Genomic DNA, 22,940 nt, shown 5'->3' on the forward strand with positions numbered 1-22,940 from the left:
GCATGCAGCCATCCGAGCTTGCCGACGAGGAGCAGGACGGCGGCGTAGGCGCCATCGCCGACTTTTTCCGCGACGCCGATGCCGCGCAGGACTCCCCGCTGCTGTGGCTGCTCACGCGCCAGCAGCCGCTGACCCAGGCCCTGAGCGGCCTGTTCCACGGCCCGGCGGCGCTGGTGCAGCTGCGCCTGTGGGTGTTTCTGCAACTGGCGAGCCAGGGCGAGGCACAGCTGCCGCGCGAGCGCATCGCCGAGCTGTTGCACGCCCTGCGCCCCGAGGCGCTGGAGACCGCGCTCAAGCGCCTGCGCGAGGTGGGCCTGCTGGCCTGGGACGAAACCCAGCGCAGCTACGCCCTGCCGGCGCTGGCCCAGCGCGTGGCCGGCCTGCTGGCGCCGCTGACCAGCCAGGCGCCGGACGAGGACGACGGCGGCGAGCTCGCCGCCCTGCTGGGCCAGGTGGTGGGCGCCAACCAGCTCGGCAGCGTGGATGCGGGCCAGGTGCAGCTGCTGCAGGCGCAGCTGGCGCGCCTGCACGGCGAATTTGCCGACGCCATCGCCAGCGGCTCGGAATTCCGCCTGCGCGAGGCGCGCAAGCGCTACGACCGCGCGGCGCAGCTCATCGACCGCGCCTCCGCGGCCATCAGCGCCATCATCGGCAGCAGCCAGGGCCATATTGCGCTGGAGCGCGCCGCGCGCGGCCTGGGCCAGGCCCAGTCGCGCCTGCTGGCCATGGCCAGCCAGTTCAACCGCGCGCTGCAGCAGGTGGACCGCCAGCGCGTGACCCTGGGCACCACCGGCATCACCAGCACCGACGTCAAGCGCTGGCTGCAGGCCGCGCCGCAGCTGCAGCGCATGCTCCAGGGTGCCCTGGCGCGCCCCGTGATGGCCACCACACTGGCGCCGCACGAGCTGCTGGACGTGGTGGAGGCCGAATTCGAGCGCGACCGCCCCCAACCCGAACAGGCCGAAGAGCTACCCAGCGCCCAGGCCGCGCCCGCCGGCAGCCTGAGCGCCGTGGCCCTGCCGCGCGAGCTCACCGAGCTGAACCATTTGCTGAGCTCATGGGCCGCCGAGCCAGGCCAGCAGCGCAGCGTGGCCGACGCCCTGCTGGGGCCCCGCCCCGGCGCCACGCGCTACGCCCAGCTGGCCTACAAGGCCCAGCTCCTGCCCCTGCTGGGCGACCCCCAGGCCGCCGTGCTGCCGGGGCTGACGGGCGAGCTGGCGCGCCAGCCCTGGCGCATCGCCTGGCTGCCTGAGGCCGAGGCGCTCGCCCACGACCAGGTGCAGCTGCTCAGCCGCGGCGAACTGCTGCCCGCAAAGGAAGACACGAATGGATGACGCCGCCCTGTTGATCGCCGAACTGCTCACGCGCCGCTGGCTGCCGCGCGGCCACCCGCTTGTGAAGCGCGCGCTGGTCGATGCCGAACTCTTCGCCCAGGTCGAGCAGCGCCTGGCGCAGTCCGGCCTGCGCTTCATGGACAGCATCTACGCCGACCATGTCAGCGTGGCCCTGCTCCCCGCCGCCCAGAACAGCGTGCTGGGCGAGGCCGGCATCAACGCCAACAACAACCTGGAGCTGCCGCGCGACGCACAGGCCCTGCTCATCGTGCTGTGGGCCCTGATCGTGCTGCCGAAGCGCGAGCGCCAGACCAGCCGCGTGCAGGAGGCCGACGCCGGCCAGAGCGATTTCTTCCCCGGTGCCAAGCCCCTGCCCCAGGCCACCAGCGTCAGCCCCGTGCTGTCGTACAAGGCGCTGCTGGAGGACTACGGCGCGCAGCTGGGCAAGAAGCTGCGCCTGGACGCGAACCTGAAACTACTGGAGCGCCACGGCTTCATCCTGCGCCGCCAGGACGAGATCGCCGAGGGGCCGCTGCTGGACGTGCTGCTGGACTACGACGTGCTCGCGCCGCGCATCCTGGACGGGGCACTGGCCGACGTGCTGGCGCGCGAGCGCGCCACGCCGAATATTGAGCAAAATCAGCCTCTAACGCCCACCACACAAGCGCAAACAGCTATGAATACGGAAGCACCCCTGGTGCAAGAGGACTGACGCCTTGTTCCACCTGCAAACCCTGGAGCTCGTTCACTGGGACTATTGCCAGCGCATCTGCCTGCCGCTGGACGCCTCCATCATCACCATCGCCGGGCCCAACGGCTCGGGCAAGACCACGCTGCTGGATGCCATGCGCACCCTGCTGGGCCTGCGCTGCTCGGCACCGCGCGACTACCGCACCTATGCGCGCCATGCCGGCGCGCAGACCGCCTGGCTGCGCGCCGTGGTGGACAACCGGCCCACGGGGCGGCAAAGCTCCAGCCGGCCGTTTGCGCGCCGGCTGCTGTATGGCGACCAGGTCACGCTGGCCTGCCGCATCGACAAGAACGGCGGCGACTGGCAGCGCCGCTACTGCCTGCTGGACGGCGACGTCTCCATAGAGCAGCTGCGCGATGCGCCCGAGAAGGACCTGGGCTTCATGGGCGTGGAGGCCTGGGGCCGCGTGCTGTCCGCCGCCGGCCTGTCGCCGGCGATCGCGCGCGTGCTCTCGCTGGAGCAGGGCCAGACCGATCGCCTCTGCGAATTCAGCCCGCGCGAGCTGCTGCGCCTGGTGTTCGACGTGTTCGGCGACCAGCAGGTGCTGGACGCCTACGACCAGGCGCGCGAGCACCAGCAGCAGCTGGCGCGCGAGATGGCGCAGGCCGAGCGCGAGCTTCAGCATAGCCGCGCCCAGCTGGCCGAGCTGCACAACCGCGTGAGCAGCTACAAGACCTGGCAGCTGCGCCTGGCCGAGCGCGAGCGCCTGGCCACCGAGGTGCTGCCCGTGCTCGGCTGGTGGGGCGAGCGCGAATCGCTCGCCAAACAGTCGCGCGAGCTGCGCCGCCACAAGGCCCAGCACCGCGCCGCCCTGGCCGAGCAGGCGGTGCAGAACAAGCGCCTGCTGCACCTGCTCGATGAAGGTACGCGCGCCCAGCAGCAGGCCGAGCAGCTGCGCGTGGAGCGCGACCAGGCGCGCGCCCAGCTCGACGAGGCCACGCGCCACGAGGCGCCGCTGGAGCAATGGACTAAGCGCGAGCAGGAACTGCTGGCCCTGGTGGACAAGGGCAGCAACGCCGACGAGCTGCAGGCCCATCTGTCGGCGCTGCAGGCCCAGGAATCGGCCCTGCAGGACGAGCGCGGCACCCTCACCCAGCGGCGCAAGCTGGCCGCCGCCGAGCTCGCCGCACTGGAGGGCCAGAACCTGCCGCCGCTGCCGCCCGAGGTGGCGCGCTTTCGCAAGGCACTCGCCACCCAGGGCATAGGCCACCGCTTCGTCGCCGAGGTGGTGGAGGTGCAGGAAGAACGCTGGCGCGCCGCCATCGAGGGCGTGCTGCGCGGCCACCGCTGGGTGGCGTTGCTGGACAAGGCCAGCGACCTCACCGAGGCCTGGGAACTGGGCGAGCGCGAACGCTACCGCCACTACATCGTCGAGCCGGGCTCGGTGGCCCTGAAGGGCGAGAGCGGCACGCTGCTGGAGCATGTGCGCTTCACCGCCCCCGTGCCGCGCTGGCTGGTGCAGCAGCTGCAGAACCTGCGCTGCGTGGCCGACCCGCGCGAGGGCAAGAAGCTGGGCGGCAGCTGGATCACGCCCCAGGCCTACATGCACGACGGGCGCGGCGCCCGCTCCATGTGGGTGGACGCGCATGAGCACCAGTTCGGCACCAGCGCCGTGCAGGCGCGCCGCGGCGCGGCCGAGCGCGAGCTGGCGCGCATCGACGCGCAGCTGGCACCCGTGTTGGACGAGCTGATGGCCCTCAAGCGCCAGATCACCGACACCCGGCGCGCCCTGGAAGGGCACAGCGCCGCCGAGGAGCTGGCGCGCCGCAGCGACGAGTTCGCCCAGGCGCGCGCGCAGTTGCCCGCCGCCAGGCAGGCGCGCGTGGCCGCCGCCCAGCTGTGGCAGCGCCTGGAGCAGGAGGCCACGCGCGCGCACGACCGCCATCGCGCCTTCAACGACGAGCACAAGCGCCTGGAGGCGCAGCTGCAGCGCGCGCGCGGCGACAGCGAGCGCGCCGCGCAGGACTGGAGCGCGCGCCGCCGCCAGCAGCAGGGGGCCGTGGCGCGCAGCCAGCTGCAGCGCGCGCAGTTCCCCGCGCGCTGGATCACGCCCGCCGCCATGGGCGCGCTGGTCGATGAATACGTGAACGACACCCAGGCCAGGCTGCGCCTGCATGCCGTGGAGCAGGAGCTGGAACAGGGCAGCTGGGAGCAGGACGCCACCGTGGAGGAGCGCCACCGCCGCATGGACGTGACCGTGCGCGAGCAGGCGGCAAGCCTCTCGGACCACCAGGTGAAGAATGCCCAGGCCGCCACCGCCGTGCTGAATGCGCGCGAGAGCTACATCGAGGTGCTGCGCAGCACCGTGCGCCGCTACCGCAAGAACATCCAGGAACTGGGCCAGCTGGCCGGGGTGGAAGTGGCGGCCGAGCTGCCGCTGCTGGAAAACGACGACACCGTGCTCGCCCAGGCGGGCCTGAAGGTGCATTTCGCCTTCGACGGCAAGGGCAGCATCGGGCTGAACGATGGCGAGGCCTCGGGCGGCCAGCAGGTCATCAAGTCGCTGATCCTGCTGGTGGGCCTGCTGAAAGACGAGGAAAGCGGCTCGGGCGGCTTCGTCTTCATCGACGAGCCCTTCGCCCACCTGGACGTGCGCAACATCCAGCTGGTGGGGCATTTCCTGCGCAGCACGCGCGCGCAGTACGTGCTCACCACGCCGATCACGCACAACCTGGAGGTGTTCGAGCCGGCCGAGATCACCCTGGTGACCAGCAAGAAGCCCGCCGGCAACCGCTGGGCCCCGCCCATCGCGGTGGCCAAGCGGCGCGGCGCACCCGAGCTGAAACCCATCAGCGCATGACGGCCCTGCGCGCGCAGCCCACCGGGCGCGGACGCCGCACGCGCCACGGCGCGCCATGGACGAGCCTGCCCACGTTGCGCCCGGCCCAGCAAGCGCTGCTGTGCGACTGGCTGCGCGCCGACGCTGCCGAACGCCAATGGCAGTCGCTGCTGGACATTGCTGGCACCCAGCGGCTGGAGCTGGCCGAGGAGCTGCTGGAGCAGTTGCTGCACGCCGGCGCATTGCATACCAAGGAGCGCTTCGTCCACTCGCAGTGGCGCGTGGAACGCGTGGCCTGGAGCGATGTGGCCACACTGCAGGAGGCCGTGGGGCTGCGCAGCGCCGCTACCCGCGAGAGCGCTCGCCAGCAGCTGGCCGCCCAATTGCAGGCCCTGGGCGAGCAGGAGCCCTGGCTGGAGAGCGCCGTGCGCCACTGCCTGGACAGCCGCCAGAGCGAAGCCCTGCGCCAGGCACGCCTGGAGCTGCTGCGGGCGCTGGCTGGCTGGCAAGCCGAGCAGCGGTTCGGCCTGCGCCAGGACTTCGCCCAGCACGCGCGCGGTAGCACCAAGGCCATCACCGAGACCGAATGGAAATGGCTTGCGGCCCACGTGCCCCTGGAGGCGCTGGGCATTGCCCGCTTTGCGCCCCTGCTGTGGCTGGGCGGCACGCTCTGCCTGCACACGCCCCAGGGACGCATCGACGTAGCCGCCGCCGGCCTGTGCGGCCTGCCGACCCGCCTGTTCGACACCCCGACGCAGGTGCGGGCGCCCCAGCGCTATTGGCTGATCGAGAACCGCGCCAGCTTCGAGCGCCAGGCGCTGGCGGCGGCACCGGGCACCTGCGTGGTCTGGCTGCCCGGCCAGCCCCCGCAGAGCTGGCGCCAGGCCATGCAATGGCTGCTACAGCATGCGCCAGCACCCGCCGATGTGAGCTGTGACCCCGACCCCGCGGGCGTGACCATCGCCCTGGCCGCAGGCGCGCTGTGGCAAGCGGTTGGCCTGCCTTGGCAGCCTCACCGTATGCAGCCGGATGACTGGGGTGCGGCTCCGCGCCTCCCGCTGACCGAACACGACCACGCCTGGCTGCAGCGCCTGCAAGCCCGCTCCGACCTGCCGACCACGCTGCGCGCGCTGTGCACTGCGTTGCAGGCCCAGGAGCACAAGGCCGAACAGGAGTTCTGGCTATAGCGCACCGGCGCTGCGCCCGGCAGCGGCCGGGGTGCGCCGTGATCCAGCCCCCGGGCGCCTGAAGGCCCTGGCCGGCAGTCCGGATGACCTGCCAGTAACTACTTGTAACTACCTATTTTCCCGCTCGCACGCACCCCCTACAGTCCGGGACGCGAACGCGCGGGAGGTGGCTCCCGCACCCGAGACAAGGAGCTTGCGTGAACCAGGAGGCCCCGGTTCGCCGGCACCAGCACCATGACCTGCTGGATCGGCTGATCACCACCGACCCCCGCCAGCGCACCCGCCTGGCCATGGCGGGGCTGGCTGCGTTGCTGATGCTGTGCTACATCGTCGCGATGCAGCTGGTGGCGGCGGCGGGCCTGGCCGATCCCGTGCCCGTGCATTGGTGGACGCTGGCGTGCTGCGCGGGCATCGCGGCGGTGCTCCTGCTGATCCGCAGCGGCTACAGCCGGCGCTTCGCCGACCCCGCGCTCACCCTGTTCCAGACCGTGTATGCGATCGCCTGCACCGCCGTGGCCTATGTGATCGCCGGCCCGGCACGCGGCATTGCGCCGCCCATCCTGGCGGTGATCATGATGTTCGGCATCTTCGGGCTCACGCCGCGGCAGATGGTGGGCGTGGCGCTCTTCGGCCTGCTGGCCTTCGGTGCGGCCGGCGCCGCGGTGCAGTGGGGACAGCCATCCTGGCTGGTGCCGGGCAGCCAGCCGCCCGCGCTGGCGGTGGCCTATCTGCTCATGACGACGGTGGTGCTGATCAGCAGCACCTTTCTCACCGTGCGCGTGCACAACACGCGTACCCGGCTGCACCATCAAAAGCGTGAGCTGGCCGAGGCGCTCGCGCAGATCCGCGAGCTGGCCACGCGCGACGAGCTCACCGGCCTGCCCAACCGGCGCTACATGCTGGAGATGCTGCGACTGGAACAACTGCGCGTGCAACGCAACCCGCAGCCGCTATTGCTGGCGCTGCTGGATCTGGACCATTTCAAGACCATCAACGACACGCATGGTCACGCGGCCGGCGACGTGGCGCTGCAGGCTTTTGCCCGGATGGTGCGCGCCTGCGTGCGCAGCAGCGACATCCTGGCGCGCTGGGGGGGCGAGGAATTCCTGCTGCTCATGAGCAATACCCAGGCCGCGGATGGCATGCGGCTGATGGAGCGCGTGCGCGCCACGGTGGCCGCCACGCCGGTGGTGCTGCCGGACGGCACAGCGCTGCACCTGACGGTGTCGACAGGCCTGGCGCAGCTGGCGCCGCACGAAGGCAGTGAAGCCCTGCTGCACCGCGCCGACACCGCGCTGTACCAGGCCAAGCACCAGGGGCGCAACCGCGTGCTGTGCGCAGCGTGAGGGCGTATTACTCTCAAAAAGTGAGCTGCTGACGCTTGTCTTATCTGCGTTCAAGGCCGATTTGACTCAACCCCCAGCGCTTGCGCGTGCGGCGCGGTGCAGCGCTAAGCCGCCGGTATGCAGGCGATCACCTGGGCCACGGTCGCGGTGAGCTTCTTGGCATAGGGCACGTGCAGGAATTCATTGGGCCCATGGGCATTGCTCTTGGGGCCGAGCACGCCGCAGACCATCATCTGCGCCTGGGGGAAGCCCTGGCTCAGCATGTTCATCAGCGGGATAGTGCCGCCCTGGCCGATGTAACCGCAGGGGGCGCCGAAATACGCCTGGCTGGCGGCGTTCAGGGCCTGCTCGAACCACGGGCTGATGGCCGGGGCGTTCCAGCCGCTGGCGGCGTGGTCGGGCGCGAACGTGACCTTGGCCTGGTAGGGCGCGTTGTCCTCCAGCAGGGCCTTGAGTTCCTGGGCGCTGGCGGCGGCGTCCACCAGCGGCGGCAGGCGCAGGCTGAGCTTGAAGGCGGTGTAGGGGCGCAGCACGTTGCCCGCGTCCTTCAGGGCCGGGAAGCCCTCGGCGCCGGTGACGGACAGCGTGGGCTCCCAGGTGCGCTTGATGAGGGCCTGCACCGGGTCGGTGGTGGTGGGCAGGGCGAACACCGTGCTGCCGCCGCAGTCGTGGTGCGCCCAGGGAAAGCGCCGGTAAACCTCCTCGCCCAGGATGGCGGCGGTGGCGCGCGCCTGCGCCAGACGCTCGGGGGGCACCTCGCAATGAAAGCGCGCCGGCAGCAGGCGCCCGGTGGCGCTGTCCTCCAGCCGGTCAAGCACCTGGCGCATGATGCGAAACGACGAGGGCACCAGGCCCGACGAATCGCCCGAGTGCACGCCCTCGGTCAATATCTCCACCTTGAGCGTGCCGCTGGCCATGCCGCGCAGGCTGGTGGTGAGCCACAGCTGGTCGTAGTTGCCGGCGCCCGAATCGAGGCAGATGACCAGGGCCACGTCGCCCAGGCGCGTGCGGAGCTGCTCGATGTAGGGCAGCAGGTCGGCGGAGCCGCTTTCCTCGCAGGTCTCTATCAGGCCGACGATGCGCGGGTGCGCCGCGCCTTGGCGCTTCAGTTCCTGCACGGCGGCGATGCTGGCATACACCGCGTAGCCGTCATCGGCGCCGCCGCGGCCGTAGAGCCTGCCGTCCTCGTACTTCGGCGTCCACGGGCCCAGGTCGGCGCGCCAGCCCTCGAACTCGGGCTGCTTGTCCAGGTGGCCGTACATCAGCACCGTCTGCGTGGCCTGCGCCTGCGTGGCCGCCACCTCGAAGAACAGCACCGGCGTGCGGCCGGGCAGGCGCACGATCTCCAGCTGCAGGCCCGCGACCTGCTGCGCCTCGACCCACTGGGCGGCGTTGCGCAGCACCGTCTCCAGATGGCCCTGCTGCTCCCAGTCGGGGGCAAAGCCGGGCGACTTGGCGGGGATGCGGATGTAGTCGGTCAGCTCGCGCAGGATGCTCTCGTCCCAGGTGCGCGAGACACGCTCCAGGGCCAGGACGGGGTCAAGTGCGGCAGCGGGCAGGGGCGCATTCATGGCAAATCTCGGCGACGGACATGGGGTGCGCAGGATACGCTCAAACCAGGGCCGCGTGAATGGTCTGTCCGGGCTCGCGCAGCAACTCCTGGCACTGCACACGGTCACGCCCGGCGGCCTTGGCGGCGTACAGTGCCTGGTCGGCGCAGTGGATCAGCATGTCCCAGCCGTCGCCCGGCTCCAGCCGCCCGCCGAACGCACCTATGCTGGCAGTCACCTCGATGACGCAGCCCTGGTGGCGGCAGGGGTTCTGGGCCAGCGCCTGGCGCAGCGACTGCGCCAGCTCGGCGGCGCCGTCCAGCGTGGTGCCGGGCAACAGGATCAGGAACTCCTCGCCGCCGTAGCGCCCCACCAGGTCCTGGGCACGCAGGCGAGCCTGCAGCACCTGGGCCACATGGCGCAGCACCCGGTCGCCGGCCAGATGGCCGTGGGTGTCGTTGATGCGCTTGAAATGGTCTATGTCCAGCATCAGCAGGGCATAGGACTCGCGGGTGCGCACGGCCCGCGCCACGTCGCGCTCCAGGACCTGGAGCAGGGTGCGGCGGTTGGCCACGCCGGTGAGCGCGTCGTGCGCTGCGTAATGGCGGTTTTGTGCATCGGCCCTGTCCCTGGCCATCAGGATGAAGCCCAGCGAGGCCAGGGTGATGCTGATGAAGGCCAGCATGAAGACGGCCGCCTGCATGGGGCTGACATGCAGCAGGCCGGTGCTCCCCAGTCGCCCAGCCAGCGCCAGCCAGCCGCGTCCGGCCAGCAGCAGCAGTTCAACGGCGATGCAGCCGCCCAGCAGCAGCGCCCCGCGCAGCGGCTCGGCCGTTCGTTGGCGCCACAGCGCCCCCAGCACCAGCGCCAATTGCAGCGGCAGCATGGTGCCGGCAACCACCATACGGGCAGGATAGTCGTCGATATGCCAAGCGAACAGCAGCGCCACGGCCGCCACCGGCACGGCCATGCGCCACCAAGGCATGGGTCTGCTGTGGAACTGTTCGACGGCCCCCAGGCAGAGGGCGAAGGTCCCGGACAGGAAGGTATTGGCCAGCACCACGCTGGCCCAGTCGGCCACATGACCGCGCAGCGCATACAGCACGTAGCAGATGCCGTGCAACATCAGCGCCAGCGCCCACAGGCCCATGCCCTCGCGCTCCTGCAGCCGCACCACGGCCATGGCACCGGCCATGGAAAACGACACCATCGCCGTCATGACCAGCATGGTGAATACGTCAAGAGGCGGCAGCATGGAGCAAGGAGCGCGCCGGTCGGGCGCCACGGAGTTTGAAAGCCTTCAAGGATAGCCGCAGCGCCACAAGCTGCCGATTTCCAGTCCTTTCAGGCGAAACCTGTCGTGGGGCATGGGAGCGCAGCTATATTTTTTGAACAAGCCGGATTCAATCATGTTCAAAGTGAAACACCGCCGTACCGGCGCGCGCGTTCGGCAGCCAGCGCACCACGCGCCCGCTCTGCAGGCCGAAGGCGTCCAGGATGCGCAACTTGTTCTTGTAGGCCAGCACCTCGAAGTCCTTGTAGGTGCCGACGCGGATATTCGGCGTGTCATACCACTGGTAGGGCAGGCGCCGCGTGACCGGCATGCGCCCGCGCAGCACCGACAGGCGGTTGGGCCAGTGGGCGAAGTTGGGAAAGGCGACGATGCCGCTTTTACCCACGCGCGCGGTCTCGCGCAGCATGACCTCGGCGTTGCGCAGATGCTGCAGGGTGTCGATCTGCAACACCACGTCGAAGCTGTTGTCGCCGAACATGGCCAGGCCCTCGTCCAGGTTCAGCTGGATCACGTTCACGCCGCGGCGCACGCAGGCCAGCACGTTGTCGTCGGCAATCTCGATGCCGTAGCCGCTGCAGCCGCGTTCGCGCTGCAGCAGGTCCAGCAGGGCGCCGTCGCCACACCCTAGGTCGAGCACGCGCGCGCCCTCGGGCACCAGGCGCGCAATGGCTTGCATGGTGGCGTGATCGCTCATGGAAGCTCCTTGGGGATATCCTTGAAAATACTATCGAAATAAGAGCGCATTACGCCCATGTAGCGGGCATCATCGAGCAAAAACGCGTCATGCCCGTGGGGCGCATCGATCTCCGCGTAGCTCACGTCGCGGCGGTTTTCCAGCAGCGCATGCACGATCTCGCGGCTGCGCTGGGGCGAGAAACGCCAGTCGGTCGTGAAGCTCACCAGCAGGAATTTGGCGCGTGCCACGGCCAGCGCCTGGGCCAGGCTGCCGCCATGGCGCATCGCGGGGTCGAAGTAGTCGAGCGCGCGCGTGATCAGCAGGTAGGTGTTGGCGTCGAAATACTCGCTGAACTTGTCGCCCTGGTAGCGCAGATAGCTCTCGATCTGGAACTCGATGTCCTGGGTGCTGTACTTGAGGTCCATGCCCTCGCGCAGCTGGCGCCCGAACTTCTCGTTCATCACGTCGTCCGAGAGGTAGGTGATGTGGCCGATCATGCGCGCGATGCGCAGGCCGCGCTGCGGGATCACACCGTGGCGGTAGAAGTTCCCGCCGTGGAAGTCCGGGTCGGTGACGATGGCCCGGCGCGCCACCTCATTGAAGGCAATGTTCTCGGCCGTCAGGTTAGGGGCGCTGGCCACCACCACGGCGTGGCGCATGCGCTCGGGGTATTGCAGCGTCCAGCTCAAGGCCTGCATGCCGCCCAGGCTGCCGCCCATGACCGCGGCCAGCTGGGTGATGCCGAGGCGGTCGAGCAGCCGCGCCTGGGCATTGACCCAGTCCTCCACCGTGACCACGGGAAAGTCCGCGCCGTAGACCTCGCCCGTGTCCGGGTGCTGATGCATGGGACCCGTGGAGCCGAAGCACGAGCCCAGGTTGTTGACGCCGATGACGAAGAAGCGGTTGGTATCGACGCTCCTGCCCGGCCCGATCATGTTGTCCCACCAGCCCTCGCTCCTGGCCTGACCCTCGTAGACCCCCGCCACATGGTGCGAGGCATTGAGCGCATGGCACACGAGCACGGCATTGCTCCTGTCGGCATTGAGCCGGCCGTAGGTCTCGTAGGCCAGGGTGTAGTCGCGGATCGAGGCGCCCGACTGCAAGGGCAGGGCCTCGGCGAAATGCATGGACTGCGGTGTGGCGATGAACGACATGAAAAAACCCGGCGTCGCTAGAAACGAGGCCGGGTCTGGTGCCTGCGGGAATGCGGGCGGGTCGATCGGTCACGTCTTTAGCAGGATTTGTAAAGCGCCCGCAAGCGGTGCAAATCGGCGCGTCTCCCAGCCATTATGCCAAAGGCGTTGTCTGCGGCAGCAACAGCGCCAACAGCCCCAGCACCAGGAAAATCAGCGCCGATACCAGGTGCACCATGCGGATCGGCACCTTCTTCACCAGGCGGTCGCCGAACCAGACCACGGGCGCGTTGGCCAGCATCATGCCCAGCGTGGTGCCGGCCACCACCCACAGGTAGGCGTGGTACTGCGCGGCCAGCATCACGGTGGCAACCTGCGTCTTGTCGCCCATCTCGGCCAGGAAGAAGGCCACCAGCGTGGTGCCGAACACGCCCAGGCGCATCCCCCGGGACTCGCCCTCCTCGTCCAGCTTGTCGGGGATCAGCATCCACACCGCCATGGCGATGAAGGACAGCCCCAGCACCCAGCGCAGCACCTGCGGGCCCAGCACCGTGGTGACCCAGGAGCCCACGGCGCCCGCCAGCGCATGATTCGCCAGGGTGGCCACGAAAATGCCCAGCACGATGGGCCAGGGCTTGCGAAAGCGCGCGGCCAGCACCAGCGACAGCAGCTGGGTCTTGTCGCCCATCTCGGCGAGGGCAACGATGGAGGTGGAGATGAAAAAGGCTTCCATGGCGGGAACGGTTGCAAAGGATTTCCGGCCGGAAAGGTTCGGACAGCATTGACCACACCCCGACTCCGGCCTGATGGATCGGTGCGCGGTCAATGGTCTCGCCCCGTCCGCCATTGCGGCGGACCTCATGCACCATGGCGCCGACAGGCGCCAAGTCTGTTGATGCATGCCTCCTGTCATGTCGCTGACGCGTGCAGGCAGGCTACTCCCCATGGACGGACGGGATTGTATCCGTCCGCCGTTTGGCGCCCCTGGCAGCAGAAATACCCGTAATTACCCTTGAAAGTGTTGTTGCTTAGCACAGCCACCCGTTTTCTTCCATGGAGATACTTGATAATGACCACGCTTTTCTGTGTTGCAGAAATGCAGTTTGCGGTGTCTGGTCAGTTTCGCGTCTTTGAAGTCGTCACAGGTTTGTTGATTGCGTCGGGCTCCATCGCGTTTCATGTTTTTTTTAGGAGTCCGATCATGGGCAACAAACTTTATGTGGGCAACCTGCCCTATACCTTCCGCGACCAGGATCTGGAGCAGACCTTCAGCCAATACGGCTCGGTGCAGAGCGCCAAGGTCATGATGGAGCGCGACACCGGCCGCTCCAAGGGTTTTGGCTTTGTCGAAATGGGCAGCGATGCCGAGGCACAAGCCGCCATCCAGGGCGCCCACGGCCAGAACTTCGGCGGCCGCGACCTGGTGGTCAACGAGGCCCGTCCCATGGAACCCCGCCCCCCGCGTAGCGGTGGCGGCGGCTACGGTGGTGGCGGCGGCGGCTACGGCGGTGGCCGCAGCGGCGGCGGCTACGGTGGTGGTGGCGGCGGCTACGGCGGTGGCCGTTCCAGCTACTGATCTCGATCAGACAAGGGGCCGCAAGGCCCCTTTTTTTTGGCAAATGCGCCGCATGGGCGCACAAACCCCCTTGTATTTGTGCAAGAGTTTTGCAACATAATCCTCGCTGATGAGGGGCGACCCTCATCGATGTTGCGGTGATCCGTCAGTTTTCGCGCATAGGGCGTCTTTGTGATCAACTGGCTGCGGGTTCGGGACTCCGTCGCTCAATTCATTGTTTTTCAGGAGTCCCTTGATGGGCAACAAGCTGTACGTTGGCAATCTGCCGTACTCGGTGCGCGACCAGGATCTCGAACAGGCATTCGGCCAGTTCGGCGTGGTGACTAGCGCCAAGGTCATGATGGAGCGCGACACCGGTCGCTCCAAAGGCTTTGGCTTCGTGGAAATGGGCAGTGATGCCGAGGCCCAGGCGGCCATCAACGGCATGCACGGCCAACCCCTGGGCGGACGCAGCATCGTCGTGAACGAGGCGCGCCCCATGGAGCCCCGGCCCCCGCGCAGCGGCGGTGGTGGCTTTGGTGGCGGCGGCGGTGGCGGCGGCGGTGGTGGTGGCTACGGCGGTGGTCGCGGCGCAGGTGGCGGTGGCCGCGGCGAAGGCGGTTTCCGCAGCCCCTATGGCCCCGGCCCACGCGGCGGGGGCGGCGGCGGTGGGGGTGGTCGTGGCGGCTACGGTGGTGGTGGCTACGGCGGCGACCGCAACAGCGGCTATTGACGCTCGGGGAGGTGCGAGACACCTCCGCACACATGCTCAGAGGCTCCTTCGGGGTAATGCCAGTCAGTTAAGACAGCAGATCGCCACAGGCGGGTAAAAAGGGAGCATGTTCGTCATGCTCCCTTTTTCGTTTGACTTCCGTACTGCAAAACTCCTTGGATGAGAGCTGGGCAGGGTTGCCCGCTCACGCGATGACTGAGTTGGGCGCGCTGATTGATCCACTGTGGATCGAGCAAGCACTGCATGCCAGCGGCAAGGCATCCATACGTCGGCGCAAGCTGCCTGCAGATCACGCCATCTGGCTGGTCATTGGACTGGCCTTGTTTCGCCACATGCCCATGTGGCAGGTGGTGCAGGAGATGGCCTTGACCCTTGAGGGGCAAGAGTTACCAGCTCCCAGCAGCAGCGTGCAGGTTCGCCAGCGGCTGGGCTCGCAACCCTTGGAGCACTTGTTTGCGCTGCTCACGCAGGCCTGGGGCAGATCGCATCCCGTGCACGAAGAGCGCTTGCGCGTGCTGGCCGTCGATGGCGTTGTCTGGTCTGCGCCCAACAGCGCAGACAACCGCCAAGTGCTGGGAAGTGGTCAGACGCAGTACGGTCCCCAGCCCTGGCCCATGGTGCGGGCTGTGTGCCTGCTGGACACCGATAGCCACGAACTACTCGATGCACAACTGGGTGACTACACCCAAGGGGAGCTGACGCTTGCTGCTGGGCTGCGTGGCCTGGATCACTCCATCACTTTGTTTGACCGGGCGTACTTCTCTGCGGCATTCCTGCTCGACTGGCAGGGCGCAGGCGAGCAACGCCACTGGCTCATGCGGCCAGAGACAACTTGCGCCATGAAGTCGTGCAATGTCTGGGCGCGGGTGACTGGTTGATCCGCATGCCCATCTCGCAGCGTGCCAGGAAACTTTGCCCCGAACTGCCAAGCCACTGGCAAGCGCGCCTGATCCAGACCGAGGTGCAAGGCAAGAGCAGGCGCTTCATCACCTCGATGCTCGACTCCGAACGCTTTGGCGCATCGCAACTGGCACAGATGTATTGCCAGCGCTGGGAGATTGAACTTGGCTTTCGTGAGATCAAGCAGTCGCTGCAACAGGGCGCAGGCGTGCTGCGCAGCAAGCAGCCGGAGTTGGTCAAACAGGAGGTCTGGGGCGTATTGATTGCGCATACCTTGCTCAGGCGCTGGATGCGCTTGATGGCCCAGCATGTGAAGGTTGAGCCGGTACGCATCAGCTTCCACACAGCCAAGCATGCCATCATTGGCGCACTCAACACCGTGCATCTGGCTCGCGCGGGAGCATTGCCGAGACACCTGCAACTGCTGCTTGAACAGGCACGCTACTTCGTACTTCCTGCACGCCGTAGCGGGCGAAGCTTCCCGCGTGAGGTCAAGCGATCTCGCAGCAAGTTCCCCACAAAGAAAATGCCAGCAAGCTCTTAACTGACTGGCATTATCCTTCGGGGGCCTTTTGCTTTTTCAGGATGAGTGCCGACCCTGCCGATGCTTGCGCGGGCGGCCCTGCAGCAGGCGGTCAAACCAGGCATTGGGCAGCAGGCGCAGCAGCTTGGCGACGATGCCCATCTGCCACGGGATCACGCGATAGCTCGCCCCCGCCTCTATGGCCTTGAAGGCGCGTGCGGCAAACACCTCGGGAGGCAGCAGAAAGGGCATGGCATAGCGGTTTTGCCGCGTCAGTGGCGTGTCCACATAGCCCGGGCAGAGCGTCACCACGCGCACACCGCTCTCGCGCAGCTCGCCACGCAGGCTCTCGCAGTAGCTGATCACGGCCGCCTTGCTGGCGCAATAGGCGCCATGCCCCGGCAGGCCGCGTATGCCGGCCACGCTGCCTATGCCCACCAGGCGCCCGCTGCCGCGGCGCACCATGGCCGCGACGAAGGGGTGGAAGGTGGCCGCCAGCCCCAGGTTGTTGGTGGCAAAGACGCGCGCCATGGTGTCGAGGTCGGCACGCTCGGCCGTGTCCACGCCTATGCTGATGCCGGCGTTGGCAATGACCACGTCGGGCAGCCCCTGGCGTTCCAGGCAGGCCTGGCCTGCGGCAATGATGCTGTCGGGCCGGGTGACGTCTGCGCCATAAATTTCATAGCTGTCAGCGCTTATCCCAAGAGCGTCAACCCATGATTTGATCTCAAGTTCACGGCGCGCCACCAGGGCCAGCCGCCAGCCGGCGCGCTGGTACTGTCCGGCCAGGGCCCGGCCTATGCCGCTGGAGGCGCCGGTGATGAAGACCAGGGGGCGCTCAGGCACGGCTATTTGCGGCGTTGTGCCTGCGCCGGCGCAGGCATCAGCATGCCGCGCACGCGCCCGCGCAGGTCCAGGATCTGGTCCAGGTTGTTGTAGTCCAGGCTGTCCGCGGTGAAGGTGTCGGCGCCGCGCTTGAGCGTGACCGGCTGGTTGGAGCGCACGCGCTCCTCATTCACCCAGGCATGGAGAAACTCGCCGCGCAATTCCAGGCGCGGCAGCGCTGTGCGCCCGGCACGCGCCACGGCTTCGCGCGTGACGATGGCGTTGCCAAACAACTGCACCTCGCTGCCATCGCCATTGGAGAGTGCGCGGTTGGCGCTGGCCGTGGTCACGCGTCCGTCGGCATGCACCGAGCGCATGCGCATCTGGTCGATTTCCAGGGTGTCGGTGTCTGCATAGTGGCGTGCCAGCGTGCCGCGGATGTCGTTTTGCAGGCTGCCCGAGGCGTCGAAGCTTTTGACGGCGAAGTCGCGCATGTAGTAGTCGGGCTCGTGGCTCATGGGACGCGCGACCACCAGCGGCGGCGGCTGCGGCGCATTGCGCACCAGCCACCAGGTGCCCAGCGCCAACAGTCCCATGAGCAGCACGGGCAGGTACAGGGACAGGTGCTCCCAGGTCCGGCGCAGGGGTGTGCTCATGTGGCGTGCATGGCCAGCAGGCCGGCATAGCGGCAGCTGGCGATGAGCAGCAGGTCGCACAGCTCGCGCGCCGCGCCCGCGCCACCCGCGGCTGCCGTGACATGGTGGGCGATGGCCTGCACCTCGGCATGGGCCTGCGCCGGCGCGCAGGCAAAGGCCGCGCGGCGCATGACGGCCAGGTCCGGCCAGTCGTCGCCCATGGCGGCGGCCTGGGCCCAGCCCAGGCCCAGCTCGGCCAGGATGGCCTCGGCCGCCGGGCGCTTGTCCTCGGTGCCAAAGCGCGCATGCACCACGCCCAGGGCCGTGAGGCGCAGGCGCAGCGCGGGCGAGTCGCGCCCGGTGATCACCGCCGGCGTGATGCCGGCCTGCTGCAGCAGCTTGAGGCCATGGCCGTCCAGGGTGTTGAAGCGTTTCAGCGTCTCGCCCTGTTCCGAGAAATACAGACCGCCGTCGGTCAGGACGCCGTCCACGTCGAAGAAGGCCACGCGCACCTCCTGCGCGCGCAGCAGCAGTGCGGGGTCGAATTGCAGCGCGGGCTGCAGCGCAGGCAAGGCGGTGCGCGCGGCCATCAGATCACCTTGGCGCGCATCAGGTCGCCGATATGCACCACGCCCACCAGCAGGCCCTGGGCGTCGGTGACCAGCACGCTGGTGATGGAGTGGCGTTCCATGAGTTGCGCGGCATCGGCCGCCAGGGCCTCGGCCGCAATCGTGCGCGGGTGGGCATGCATGACATCCCGGGCGCAGGTGCCGCGCAGCTGCGCGCCTGCCTCGATGCGCCGGCGCAGGTCGCCGTCGGTGAAGATGCCGACCGGACGGCCGGCCTCGTCGACCACGGCCGACGCGCCCACACCCTTGGCGCTCATTTCGCGCATCAGCGCGCCGAAGTCGGCCTGCGGCGGCACGCGCGGCACCTCGTCACCGCTGCGCATGACGTCGCGCACATGGGTCAGCAGCCTGCGCCCCAGCGCGCCGCCGGGGTGCGAGCGCGCGAAGTCCTCGGGGCGAAAGCCCCGTGCATCCAGCAGCGCCACGGCCAGCGCGTCGCCCATGGCCAGCTGCACGGTGGTGCTGGTGGTGGGCGCCAAGTTCAGCGGGCAGGCCTCGCGCTCCACGCTGCAGTCGAGCACCAGGTCGGCATGCTGCGCCAGCGTGGACTGCAGGCCGCCCGTGAGGGCGATGAGCGGCACGCCCTGGCGCTTGAGCATGGGCAGCAGCACGGTGATCTCGCTGCTCTCGCCGCTGTTGGAGATGGCCAGCACCAGGTCGCCTGCGGCCACCATGCCCAGGTCGCCATGGCTGGCCTCGCCCGGGTGCACGAAGAAGGATGGCGTGCCGGTGGAGGCCAGCGTGGCGGCGATCTTGCGCCCCACATGACCGCTCTTGCCCATGCCCATCACGACCACGCGCCCCGGCGTGGCCAGCAGCAGCTGCACCGCCTGTACGAAGACGCCATCCAGGCGCACACCCATGCCTTGCAGGGCGGCCGCCTCGATGTGGAAGGTTTCGCGGCCCAGGCGCAGGACCTGTTCGGCATTGAAGGGCGGGCGGGCAACGGGGGCGGTAGGCATGGACGAATTCTATCGGCGAGCCCACCCATGGCTCGGCTAGGATGGTGCATGTCCTCGCTCGCCCTGACGCTGCTGTATCTGCTGGCCGCCGTGCTGGGCGTGGTGGCCTGCCGCAGCCTGCGGTTGCCGCCCATGATGGGCTATCTGGCGGCCGGCATCCTCATCGGCCCGCATGCGCTGGCGCTGACGCAGAACTCCGAAGGCGTGCGCCATCTGGGCGAATTCGGCGTGGTGTTCCTGATGTTCACCATCGGGCTGGAGTTCAACCTGCCCAAGCTGCGCGCCATGCGCCGCCATGTGTTCGGCCTGGGGCTGCTGCAGGTGCTGCTGTCGATGCTGGTGTTCACGGCCTGCCTGCTGCTGCTGGCGCGCCTGGGCGGCGTCTGGGACATGGGCTGGCAGACGGCGCTGGCGCTCTCCGGCACGCTGGCCATGAGCAGCACGGCCATCGTCGTCAAGCTCATGGCCGAGCACGGCGAGCTGGAGAGCGAGCACGGCCGGCGCGTGCTGGGCATCCTGCTGTTCCAGGACCTGGCCGTGGTGCCGCTGCTGGTGCTGATCCCGGCGCTGGGCTCCTCGCCCGACCAGCTGCTGGTGGCCCTGGGCCTGGCGCTGCTCAAGGCCAGCGTGCTGGTGGGCGTGCTACTGGTGGGCGGGCAGCGGGTGATGCGCTGGTGGCTCACCCTGGTGGCGCGGCGCAAGAGCGACGAGCTGTTCATGCTGAACCTGCTGCTGGTCACACTGGGCCTGGCCTGGCTCACCGAGCTGGCCGGGCTGTCGCTGGCCCTGGGGGCCTTCATCGCCGGCGTGCTGGTGTCCGAGACCGAATACCGCCACCAGGTGGGCACCGACATCCGCCCCTTCCACGACGTGCTGCTGGGTCTGTTCTTCATCACCGTGGGCATGATGCTGGACTGGCATGTGCTGCTGGAGCGCTGGGCCCTGGTACTGATCCTGTTGGCCGCGCCGCTGCTCATCAAGAGCGCCATCATCGTCGCCCTGGCTCGCGGCCTGGGGAGCACCACCGGCGTGTCGCTGCGCACGGCGCTGTACGTGGCGCAGGCGGGCGAATTCGGCTTCGTGCTGCTGTCGCTGATGCAGGTGCACGAACTGCTGCAGCCCACGCTCATGAACCCGGTGCTGGCGGCCATGGTGCTGTCCATGCTGGCCACGCCCTTCCTGATCCAGTACAGCAACCGCATCGTCATGAAGCTGGTGGCCAGCGACTGGCTGCAGCAGTCGCTGCAGGTGACCAGCATCGCGCGCCAGGCCATCAACACCAGCGGCCATGTGCTGATCTGCGGCTATGGTCGCTGCGGCCAGAACCTGGCGCGCATGCTCGAGCGCGAGGGCATCCCCTACATGGCGCTGGACCTGGACCCCGACCGCGTGCGCCAGGCCGCCGCGGCGGGCGATTCGGTGGTGTTTGGCGATGCCACGCGCCTGCAGGCGCTCAAGGCCGCGGGCCTGGGCCGCGCCGCGGCGGTGGCCGTCACCTACCTGGACACGCGGGCGGCACTGAAGGTGCTGGCCAACGCCCGCGCCCATGCCCCGCAGGTCCCCGTGGTGGTGCGCACGCAGGACGACACCTACCTGGAAAAGCTGCAGGCCGCCGGCGCCACCGAGGTCGTGCCCGAGGCCATCGAGGGCTCGCTGATGCTGGCCGGCCACGCCCTGGCCCTGGTGGGCGTGCCCATGCGCCGCGTGCTGCGCCTGGTGCAGGACCAGCGCGAGGCGCGCTACGGCCTGCTGCGCGGCTACTTTCACGGCGCCGACGACGATACGGCATCCGAGCGCGACCAGGAGCGCCTGTACTCCATCACCCTGCCGCCGGGGGCTGCCGCTGTGGGCGCGCAATTGGCGCACATCCCGCTGCACGCCATAGGCGCGCACCTGATCAACGTGCGCCGCGCCGACGGCCGCATGTCCGCGCCCGACGACGCCGCAACGCTGGCCGAGGGCGACACCCTGGTGCTGTCCGGCCACCCCACGGCCCTGAGCCTGGCGGAAGAAAAATTGCTGCGCGGCTGATTACACTGTCCGCCCTGGCGCCGCCATCCCTCCCCACGAACCCCCACCGCCCATGCCCAGCCTCAGCATCACCGACTACCTGCGCCAGCACATCCGCACCGTGCCCGACTGGCCGGTCCCGGGCGTGCAGTTCCGCGACATCACGCCCCTGCTGCAGAACCCCAAGGTGTTTCGCGTCATGATCGACGCCTTCGTGCACCGCTACATGGACCCCGCCCTGCGCCCCGACGTGGTGGCGGGACTGGACGCGCGTGGCTTCATCCTTGGCTCGGTGGTGGCCTATGAGCTCAACGTGGGCTTTGTACCGATCCGCAAGAAGGGCAAGCTGCCCTTCACCACGGTCGAGGAAACCTACGAGCTCGAATACGGCAGCGCCACCGTGGAACTGCATGCCGACGCCGTCAAGCCCGGCGACCGCGTGCTGCTGGTCGACGACCTGATCGCCACCGGCGGCACCATGATGGCGGGCAAGAAGCTGCTGGAAAAGCTCGGCGCCACCGTCATGGAGGGCGCGGCCATCGTGGATCTGCCCGAACTCGGTGGCTCGGCCAGGCTGCGCGCGAGCGGGCTGCAGCTTTTCACCCTGGTGGACTTCGGCGGCCATTGACGCCGCCCACGCTCTCAGACTCTCAGCGCAGATCGCCGTACTGCGTGCTGCTCAGGTCGGTGCCGCCGGCGCTGCGTCTTTCCTGCTCGGGCAGCACCGTATCCTCGAACCCCGTGGGCACGGGGCTGGGCGGCAGCAGCGGGCCGCTGCGCGTGGCCACGCCCGGCGCCGCGGGCGCGCGCGCGGCGGCACTCGCCAGGGCCTGCTTGAAGGCCGCAACCTCGTCGGCCTCGATGGGGTCAAAACGCTGTCCAGCACCTCGCTCCGCCGCCACGGCCGGGGGCACCAGAGGCGCCGGGCGCGGGGCCGGCGCGGCCTGGCGCGGCGGCGTCGCCGGGATCATGGGCGTGGCGCACGCAGCCGGGGCCGTGAATTCCGGCACGCGCGACCGTGCCGGTGACGTCGCGGTGGCCAGGCGCACCGAGGTCCCGACAACGATCTGAGGATTGCTGCGCCAGTAAATCGCCGGCACCACGATATCGAAGCGCGTCTTGGCGGACTGGGCGATCAAGGTCTCGATCTCCGTCAGGCGCAGCATATCGCCGGCATATTCCGGTGCCAGGTCCATCATCACCAGGAACTGGGCGCCGCGCTGGTCCAGTGCCAGCACCTTGAATTTGTAGCCTGCGGACAACACGCCGGCACGCACCATGGCATCACGCACCGCGGTGTACAGCAATTCACGGCGTTCCGTGCGTTCGCTGCGGCGCAGCGGGTCCTGTGGCGGCGCGGCCTGGGGCGACTGTAAGGGCTTGCCATGGCCATTCAACGGCCCCGGCGCGCCAGCGGCGGCACGCTGCGCCTGGGGCTTGGATTTGCGAGTGAACCAGCTGAAGAAGGACATGCCACGCCTTCGCGAAGAAGTGCTAAAAACGTCAGCAAGTGTACTGTGCATGCGGCAATCCGGCCCCCTCCAGCGGCTTGCCCGTTGTAGCCCAGGGGTGCTGGGCTGTCAGGTGGATGCCACGCGGCGGCGGCGGTTGCTCAGGCGCTTGGCCTGTACCGCGCCGGCGGCCATGGCCAGCTGCAGCGCCACGGCCGGCTGGCGGTTGGCCAGCTCGGCAAAGCGCATCGCCGTCAGGGCCCACAGCCTGCTGGCAGCGCCGGCCTGCACCGTGGCGCTGCGTGGGCGGTGCGAGAAAAACGCCCCCTCGCCCACCACCGAGCCCGGACCGACGATGGCCAGGCGCAGCCGCTGCTTCTCATCCTCATAGTGCACGCTCAGGCTGCCGCTTTCGATCAGGTACAGGCTGCGGTCCATCGTCCCCTGGGCAAACAGCACCTGGCCTGCCGGCAGGTCCATGGGCCGCAGATAGGGCGCCAGCAGATCCCATTGCTCCGGGCTGAGCACATTGTTCATGCCGTCTTCTGCCGCGGCCTGGTGGATGGCTTGTATCAGCCCCGTCAGGTCGGGCCTGGAAGAAGGAGTGGCGGCGGTGTGCATCGACCGTAAACGTAGCCTGGGCCAACCGTCCGCACAAGCCGGCATT

The 22,940-nt window shown here is 68.7% G+C and carries 22 protein-coding genes and 1 riboswitch; of the genes, 11 read left to right on the forward strand and 11 right to left on the reverse strand.

Translation table 11 applies throughout. From position 1 onward, the window contains the following. Window positions 1-2 precede the first annotated feature (2 nt). The 5 genes from P7644_RS19635 to P7644_RS19655 all read left to right on the forward strand — a co-directional run bounded on the left by P7644_RS19635 (window position 3) and on the right by P7644_RS19655 (window position 7,397). Window positions 3-1,334, forward strand: coding sequence for a hypothetical protein (locus tag P7644_RS19635; RefSeq protein WP_404300929.1), 1,332 nt, complete (start codon window positions 3-5; stop codon window positions 1,332-1,334). Then, a complete protein-coding gene (locus tag P7644_RS19640; protein ID WP_404300930.1) occupies window positions 1,327-2,046 on the forward strand; it encodes a hypothetical protein in 720 nt (239 codons plus the stop codon). The genes P7644_RS19635 and P7644_RS19640 overlap by 8 nt, the downstream gene beginning before the upstream one ends. A gap of 4 nt (window positions 2,047-2,050) precedes the next feature. Further along, a complete protein-coding gene (locus tag P7644_RS19645; protein ID WP_404300932.1) occupies window positions 2,051-4,885 on the forward strand; it encodes an ATP-binding protein in 2,835 nt (944 codons plus the stop codon). Further along, window positions 4,882-6,051: a hypothetical protein gene (locus P7644_RS19650; protein ID WP_404300934.1), complete on the forward strand. Its 1,170-nt coding sequence runs from the start codon at window positions 4,882-4,884 to the stop codon at window positions 6,049-6,051. Before P7644_RS19645 ends, P7644_RS19650 begins: the two co-directional genes overlap by 4 nt. Before the next feature lie 197 nt (window positions 6,052-6,248). Further along, entirely contained in the window at window positions 6,249-7,397 is a 1,149-nt protein-coding gene (locus tag P7644_RS19655) for a GGDEF domain-containing protein (RefSeq protein WP_404300935.1), read from the forward strand. A gap of 104 nt (window positions 7,398-7,501) precedes the next feature. On the opposite strand, the gene P7644_RS19660 is transcribed toward P7644_RS19655, so the two are convergent. From P7644_RS19660 to P7644_RS19680, 5 genes are all read right to left on the reverse strand, one after another. Then, window positions 7,502-8,968 carry a M20 family metallopeptidase gene (locus P7644_RS19660; RefSeq protein ID WP_404300936.1) on the reverse strand — a complete coding sequence of 489 codons (1,467 nt, stop codon included), beginning with the start codon at window positions 8,966-8,968 and terminating at the stop codon, window positions 7,502-7,504. A 40-nt stretch (window positions 8,969-9,008) separates the two neighbouring features. Further along, complete coding sequence (locus P7644_RS19665) at window positions 9,009-10,202, reverse strand: GGDEF domain-containing protein (RefSeq protein WP_404300937.1); 1,194 nt, start codon at window positions 10,200-10,202, stop codon at window positions 9,009-9,011. A gap of 148 nt (window positions 10,203-10,350) precedes the next feature. Then, window positions 10,351-10,935 carry a methionine biosynthesis protein MetW gene (metW, locus tag P7644_RS19670; RefSeq protein ID WP_404300939.1) on the reverse strand — a complete coding sequence of 195 codons (585 nt, stop codon included), beginning with the start codon at window positions 10,933-10,935 and terminating at the stop codon, window positions 10,351-10,353. Next, window positions 10,932-12,071 carry a homoserine O-acetyltransferase gene (locus tag P7644_RS19675; RefSeq protein WP_404300940.1) on the reverse strand — a complete coding sequence of 380 codons (1,140 nt, stop codon included), beginning with the start codon at window positions 12,069-12,071 and terminating at the stop codon, window positions 10,932-10,934. Before P7644_RS19675 ends, metW begins: the two co-directional genes overlap by 4 nt. Before the next feature lie 133 nt (window positions 12,072-12,204). Next, complete coding sequence (locus P7644_RS19680; protein WP_404300941.1) at window positions 12,205-12,783, reverse strand: TMEM165/GDT1 family protein; 579 nt, start codon at window positions 12,781-12,783, stop codon at window positions 12,205-12,207. Between the two features lie 26 nt (window positions 12,784-12,809). Further along, a riboswitch (yybP-ykoY riboswitch) is annotated at window positions 12,810-13,006 on the reverse strand. 245 nt (window positions 13,007-13,251) lie between these two features. On the opposite strand from P7644_RS19680, the gene P7644_RS19685 reads away from it, so the two are divergent. The 4 genes from P7644_RS19685 to P7644_RS19700 all read left to right on the forward strand — a co-directional run bounded on the left by P7644_RS19685 (window position 13,252) and on the right by P7644_RS19700 (window position 15,782). Then, on the forward strand, window positions 13,252-13,626 hold the full coding sequence (locus tag P7644_RS19685; protein ID WP_404300942.1) for an RNA recognition motif domain-containing protein: 375 nt from the start codon (window positions 13,252-13,254) through the stop codon (window positions 13,624-13,626). 235 nt (window positions 13,627-13,861) lie between these two features. After that, window positions 13,862-14,338 (forward strand): RNA recognition motif domain-containing protein, encoded by a 477-nt coding sequence (locus P7644_RS19690; RefSeq protein WP_404300943.1) that lies wholly within the window; start codon window positions 13,862-13,864, stop codon window positions 14,336-14,338. Between the two features lie 191 nt (window positions 14,339-14,529). Beyond that, entirely contained in the window at window positions 14,530-15,216 is a 687-nt protein-coding gene (locus P7644_RS19695; protein WP_404300945.1) for an IS4 family transposase, read from the forward strand. Then, window positions 15,171-15,782, forward strand: a complete 612-nt coding sequence (locus P7644_RS19700) for a transposase (protein WP_404300946.1) — start codon at window positions 15,171-15,173, stop codon at window positions 15,780-15,782. The genes P7644_RS19695 and P7644_RS19700 overlap by 46 nt, the downstream gene beginning before the upstream one ends. A gap of 36 nt (window positions 15,783-15,818) precedes the next feature. Here P7644_RS19700 and P7644_RS19705 read toward each other — a convergent pair whose 3' ends face one another. The 4 genes from P7644_RS19705 to P7644_RS19720 are packed head-to-tail and all read right to left on the reverse strand — an operon-like array spanning window position 15,819 to window position 18,812. After that, window positions 15,819-16,607 (reverse strand): SDR family oxidoreductase, encoded by a 789-nt coding sequence (locus P7644_RS19705; protein WP_404300947.1) that lies wholly within the window; start codon window positions 16,605-16,607, stop codon window positions 15,819-15,821. 2 nt (window positions 16,608-16,609) lie between these two features. Then, window positions 16,610-17,242: an LPS export ABC transporter periplasmic protein LptC gene (gene lptC, locus P7644_RS19710; protein ID WP_404300948.1), complete on the reverse strand. Its 633-nt coding sequence runs from the start codon at window positions 17,240-17,242 to the stop codon at window positions 16,610-16,612. Then, window positions 17,239-17,811, reverse strand: coding sequence for a KdsC family phosphatase (locus P7644_RS19715; RefSeq protein ID WP_404300949.1), 573 nt, complete (start codon window positions 17,809-17,811; stop codon window positions 17,239-17,241). Before P7644_RS19715 ends, lptC begins: the two co-directional genes overlap by 4 nt. Then, window positions 17,811-18,812, reverse strand: a complete 1,002-nt coding sequence (locus P7644_RS19720) for an SIS domain-containing protein (RefSeq protein ID WP_404300950.1) — start codon at window positions 18,810-18,812, stop codon at window positions 17,811-17,813. Before P7644_RS19720 ends, P7644_RS19715 begins: the two co-directional genes overlap by 1 nt. Window positions 18,813-18,860: 48 nt before the next feature. Between P7644_RS19720 and P7644_RS19725 the strand changes: the two genes are divergently transcribed. Beyond that, complete coding sequence (locus P7644_RS19725; RefSeq protein WP_404300951.1) at window positions 18,861-20,843, forward strand: monovalent cation:proton antiporter-2 (CPA2) family protein; 1,983 nt, start codon at window positions 18,861-18,863, stop codon at window positions 20,841-20,843. A gap of 52 nt (window positions 20,844-20,895) precedes the next feature. Beyond that, window positions 20,896-21,450 (forward strand): adenine phosphoribosyltransferase, encoded by a 555-nt coding sequence (locus P7644_RS19730; RefSeq protein WP_404300952.1) that lies wholly within the window; start codon window positions 20,896-20,898, stop codon window positions 21,448-21,450. A gap of 22 nt (window positions 21,451-21,472) precedes the next feature. On the opposite strand, the gene P7644_RS19735 is transcribed toward P7644_RS19730, so the two are convergent. Further along, window positions 21,473-22,294, reverse strand: coding sequence for a hypothetical protein (locus tag P7644_RS19735; RefSeq protein ID WP_404300953.1), 822 nt, complete (start codon window positions 22,292-22,294; stop codon window positions 21,473-21,475). Between the two features lie 108 nt (window positions 22,295-22,402). Further along, window positions 22,403-22,894 (reverse strand): Crp/Fnr family transcriptional regulator, encoded by a 492-nt coding sequence (locus P7644_RS19740; RefSeq protein ID WP_404300954.1) that lies wholly within the window; start codon window positions 22,892-22,894, stop codon window positions 22,403-22,405. Window positions 22,895-22,940 lie beyond the last annotated feature (46 nt).

Source organism: Alicycliphilus denitrificans, from assembly GCF_044792555.1.
GTDB lineage: Bacteria > Pseudomonadota > Gammaproteobacteria > Burkholderiales > Burkholderiaceae_C > Alicycliphilus > Alicycliphilus denitrificans_A.

Coding starts and splice junctions, on each gene's coding strand:
- P7644_RS19635 (WP_404300929.1), top strand. CDS start 3: ATGCAGCCATCCGAGCTTGCCGACGAGGAGCAGGACGGCGGCGTAGGC.
- P7644_RS19640 (WP_404300930.1), top strand. CDS start 1,327: ATGGATGACGCCGCCCTGTTGATCGCCGAACTGCTCACGCGCCGCTGG.
- P7644_RS19650 (WP_404300934.1), top strand. CDS start 4,882: ATGACGGCCCTGCGCGCGCAGCCCACCGGGCGCGGACGCCGCACGCGC.
- P7644_RS19660 (WP_404300936.1), bottom strand. CDS start 8,968: ATGAATGCGCCCCTGCCCGCTGCCGCACTTGACCCCGTCCTGGCCCTG.
- P7644_RS19665 (WP_404300937.1), bottom strand. CDS start 10,202: ATGCTGCCGCCTCTTGACGTATTCACCATGCTGGTCATGACGGCGATG.
- metW (WP_404300939.1), bottom strand. CDS start 10,935: ATGAGCGATCACGCCACCATGCAAGCCATTGCGCGCCTGGTGCCCGAG.
- P7644_RS19675 (WP_404300940.1), bottom strand. CDS start 12,071: ATGTCGTTCATCGCCACACCGCAGTCCATGCATTTCGCCGAGGCCCTG.
- P7644_RS19680 (WP_404300941.1), bottom strand. CDS start 12,783: ATGGAAGCCTTTTTCATCTCCACCTCCATCGTTGCCCTCGCCGAGATG.
- P7644_RS19685 (WP_404300942.1), top strand. CDS start 13,252: ATGGGCAACAAACTTTATGTGGGCAACCTGCCCTATACCTTCCGCGAC.
- P7644_RS19690 (WP_404300943.1), top strand. CDS start 13,862: ATGGGCAACAAGCTGTACGTTGGCAATCTGCCGTACTCGGTGCGCGAC.
- P7644_RS19695 (WP_404300945.1), top strand. CDS start 14,530: ATGACTGAGTTGGGCGCGCTGATTGATCCACTGTGGATCGAGCAAGCA.
- lptC (WP_404300948.1), bottom strand. CDS start 17,242: ATGAGCACACCCCTGCGCCGGACCTGGGAGCACCTGTCCCTGTACCTG.
- P7644_RS19715 (WP_404300949.1), bottom strand. CDS start 17,811: ATGGCCGCGCGCACCGCCTTGCCTGCGCTGCAGCCCGCGCTGCAATTC.
- P7644_RS19720 (WP_404300950.1), bottom strand. CDS start 18,812: ATGCCTACCGCCCCCGTTGCCCGCCCGCCCTTCAATGCCGAACAGGTC.
- P7644_RS19725 (WP_404300951.1), top strand. CDS start 18,861: ATGTCCTCGCTCGCCCTGACGCTGCTGTATCTGCTGGCCGCCGTGCTG.
- P7644_RS19730 (WP_404300952.1), top strand. CDS start 20,896: ATGCCCAGCCTCAGCATCACCGACTACCTGCGCCAGCACATCCGCACC.
- P7644_RS19735 (WP_404300953.1), bottom strand. CDS start 22,294: ATGTCCTTCTTCAGCTGGTTCACTCGCAAATCCAAGCCCCAGGCGCAG.
- P7644_RS19740 (WP_404300954.1), bottom strand. CDS start 22,894: ATGCACACCGCCGCCACTCCTTCTTCCAGGCCCGACCTGACGGGGCTG.